Source organism: Streptomyces sp. NPDC060209 (genome assembly GCF_042728155.1).
Lineage (GTDB): Bacteria > Actinomycetota > Actinomycetes > Streptomycetales > Streptomycetaceae > Streptomyces.
This window is the reverse complement of sequence record NZ_JBHWZS010000515.1, coordinates 1-3,200: the sequence shown is the minus strand read 5'-3', so window position 1 is coordinate 3,200 and position 3,200 is coordinate 1. Positions and strand designations below refer to the sequence as shown.

The 3,200-nt window shown below is 69.5% G+C and carries 4 protein-coding genes; all 4 read right to left on the bottom strand.

Annotated elements, in window-relative coordinates; translation table 11 throughout:
* Positions 1-67: 67 nt before the first annotated feature.
* The 4 genes from ACFWFI_RS42055 to ACFWFI_RS42040 all read right to left on the bottom strand — a co-directional run bounded on the left by ACFWFI_RS42055 (position 68) and on the right by ACFWFI_RS42040 (position 3,138).
* Positions 68-856 carry an FHA domain-containing protein gene (locus ACFWFI_RS42055; RefSeq protein ID WP_387401134.1) on the bottom strand — a complete coding sequence of 263 codons (789 nt, stop codon included), beginning with the start codon at positions 854-856 and terminating at the stop codon, positions 68-70.
* Positions 857-1,046: 190 nt separating this feature from the next.
* Positions 1,047-1,883: a DUF881 domain-containing protein gene (locus ACFWFI_RS42050; protein ID WP_387401132.1), complete on the bottom strand. Its 837-nt coding sequence runs from the start codon at positions 1,881-1,883 to the stop codon at positions 1,047-1,049.
* A gap of 5 nt (positions 1,884-1,888) precedes the next feature.
* The gene (locus ACFWFI_RS42045; RefSeq protein WP_003970459.1) at positions 1,889-2,221 is read right to left on the bottom strand and encodes a small basic family protein; all 333 of its coding nucleotides are present in this window, start codon (positions 2,219-2,221) and stop codon (positions 1,889-1,891) included.
* Positions 2,218-3,138, bottom strand: a complete 921-nt coding sequence (locus tag ACFWFI_RS42040; protein WP_387401130.1) for a DUF881 domain-containing protein — start codon at positions 3,136-3,138, stop codon at positions 2,218-2,220. Before ACFWFI_RS42040 ends, ACFWFI_RS42045 begins: the two co-directional genes overlap by 4 nt.
* Positions 3,139-3,200 lie beyond the last annotated feature (62 nt).

Genomic DNA, 3,200 nt, shown 5'->3' with positions numbered 1-3,200 from the left:
GCACCGCCTGTCGATGTTCGCAGCATGGACCTTCCTGGGGGTCCCCCCGGACGGAGTCCGGGGAGGGTCACACGCCTCGCTGGCTCGGGTAGAAGACCAGCCGGTACTTTCCGATCTGGACTTCGTCGCCGTTGGTCAGCGCGACGGAATCGATGCGCTCGCGGTTGACGTAGGTTCCGTTGAGGCTGCCGACGTCGCCCACGGTGAAACTACCGTCCGGGCTCCTGCGGAACTCCACATGACGCCGCGACACGGTCACGTCGTCGAGGAAGATGTCGCTCTGCGGATGACGGCCGGCCGTCGTCAGGTCGCCGTCCAGCAGGAAGCGGCTTCCCGAGTTCGGGCCGCGTCGGACCACCAGCAGCGCGGAACCCGCCGGCAGCGCGTCGACCGCCGCCTGGGCTTCCGGGGAGAGCGAGGGAAGGGCGGTCTGGCCCGTCGCCTCGGCCTCGTACGCCTCGATGCCTGAGATCGAGATGGTCGAGGTCGTCTCCGAGGCGCGCTCCGGCACTCCGCCCCTCAGCGGCGCACCGCAGTTGGAACAGAAGCGGCTGGCCTCGGCATTACGATGCCCGCACCTCGTACAAACCGGCATGGACGAGCCCTCCGGAGCGGGGGCAAACCCTCCACCCGTACTCGAGGTCGATGGATCCCCGAAACCTATGCGTCCTGCACCTCCGGGGTCAACGGACGACGCGCCGGACCCACCGGCGGCACCCTGGACCTCGTCGCGGAAGAGCGGGCGCTCCGAGCCCTGCTCCTCGGCGCCCTGACCCTGACGCGGAGCGCGATGGCGGGCAGCGCTGTTGCTGTCCTCGCGGGCGCTCTTTCCGAACAACTTCGCAAACAACTTCACGGGCGTTTCCCCTTGACCGAAATAGACCCGCCCGTGGGGCAGGACGAACCCTGAATGAACACACCTGCCGACCCGGACATCCTCACAACGTCCGTATCCACCCGACAGTTTCCACCACGCGTCACCGATCCGTTGCGCCGACCCCCCGCAACCTGGTGCCCGAGTCCTCCGAGCACCGCGCACCACCGCCTCACCGGGACGACGACCGAGCGTAATCAGGCTGCTTCGCCGGTCGCAAGGCGTCGACGACGATGTCGTCGGCGCGCGCGACCTCCGCCGTGGCCTGCTCCTTCTCGAGCGTCTGCACCACACCACCGGGAATGTTGAGAGCCGGCTCCAGGTCCTGCGGCTTGCCGATGACCTTGAACTCGTACGGGGCCTGGATCTTCCGGCCGTCGACTCTCAACTCTCCCCCGTCACCGGAGAAGTACGTATTGGCCACTACCCGCACACCGTTGATCTCGATCGCCTCGGCTCCCGCGGCGCGCAGCTCCTGGATGGTGTCGAGGAGCATGTCGGCCTCCACCGCGCCGCTCGGGTCATCGATGGTCAGTGTGATGCCCGGGCCGTGAGCCGCGACCGTTCCCGCAAGGATACCGAGCTGCCGCTCCTTCTCGAGCGTCTGCTTCCGGGCCTCCTCCGCCTGGTCGGAGCTGTTCTCCAGTTCCGTGCGCTGGTCGTCGAGGCGCTGCTTCTCGTCCTCGAGGCGCTGGGTGCGGTTGTCGAGCTCGTCGAGGATACGGACCAGGTCCTCCTGGCGGGCACCGCGCAGGGCGCTGTTGTCGCTGTTCGACCTGACCTGGATCGCCAGCCCCAGACCGAGGACGAACAGCAGGAGCGCCACGATCAGTTGGGCCCTGCTCACCCTGGGCGGCCAGAGCCCTGCCCGCAGCCGCTGACGGCCGCTGGCCTCCTCGGGCCGGGGCGCCGGAGACGGTGCCGCTGCGGGCGCCTCGTCCGGGAGCGCTCCTGCGGGCCGCTCGCTGCCGTGGTCCTGTCCGCCGCTCGGATTCTGTTCGTTGCTCATCGGCCTCACGCCCGGAAGACGTGCCGGCGGATGGCCGCGGCGTTGGAGAAGATCCGGATGCCGAGCACGACCACCACACCGGTGGACAGCTGGGCTCCGACGCCCAGCTTGTCGCCGAGGAAGACGATCAGCGCGGCCACCACCACGTTCGACAGGAAGGACACCACGAAGACCTTGTCCACGAAGATCCCGTCGAGCATGGCCCGCAGACCGCCGAAGACGGCGTCGAGCGCGGCCACCACGGCGATCGGCAGATAGGGCTCGACCACCGCCGGCACTTCGGGCCGGACCAACAGTCCGACCACGACTCCCACGACGAGGCCCAGTACGGCGATCACGATGTGCCCTTCCCTGTGTCTGCCGCACCACTGCCCGTGTCTGCGGCCTGAGGCTCTGCTGTACGTACGATCAGGCTGGGCGCGGCCGGAAGGCGCACCTTCTCCTGCTCGGAGATGCTGGTGCGGATGTCGAAGCTCTCGTGCAGCGCCTGAAGATACTGGCCGTCCGCGCTGTCCTGGAAGGCAGCCGCGAGCTTCTTCCCGTCCCCCACCGCAAGCACCGTGTACGGCGGCACGAGCGGCCTGTTGTCGACCAGTATGGCGTCGCCCGCCGCACGGATCGCCGACAGGGCCGTCAGCCGCTGCCCGTTGATGGCGACCGCCTCGGCGCCGGACTGCCACAGACCGTTGACCACACGCTGCATGTCCCGGTCACGTACGCGCCCGGTGTCGGCGAAGCCGGTGGACTCACGGGGCCCGCCGCCGCCCTGGTCGGTGTCCTTCGCGTCGTCCACGACCAGCTTGATCCCGGGGCCCTCGACGGCGGTGGCCCCGGACAGCAGCGCCACCAGGCCTCCCTGGTCGCCGCCGTGCTCCTCGAGCGCCTTGCGCTGCCGCTCGCCGACGTCCTTGCGCAGCTTGTCGACATCGGCCTCGAGCGTGTCCGCCGCGGAGGTCTCGGCGTTCACGCGGTCGATGAGCTCCTCGCGTTCCTTGGCCACGACCGGCGCCGCGACCTGGGCCTCGGCGGCACCCAGCGTCACCACGAGAGCGGCCAGCACCAGACCTGCGGCAAGGCCCAGCTTCGCCTTCAGCGTGCGGGGCATCCCCTCGCCGCCTTCGGACCGGCGACGTGCCGAGGCCTCGGCGTATCCCTCGTCGAGGCTGTGTTCCATCACCGTGGTCAGCAGCGACATGGACGCGTCGGGGCGAGGACGCGGCGGGGCGCTACTCCGATCGGGGGGCGGCTGCGACATGCCGCACATCGTCGCACGTCATGCCTGCTGCCGCCGAATGGCCCCACCGTCGGTCCGGAAGC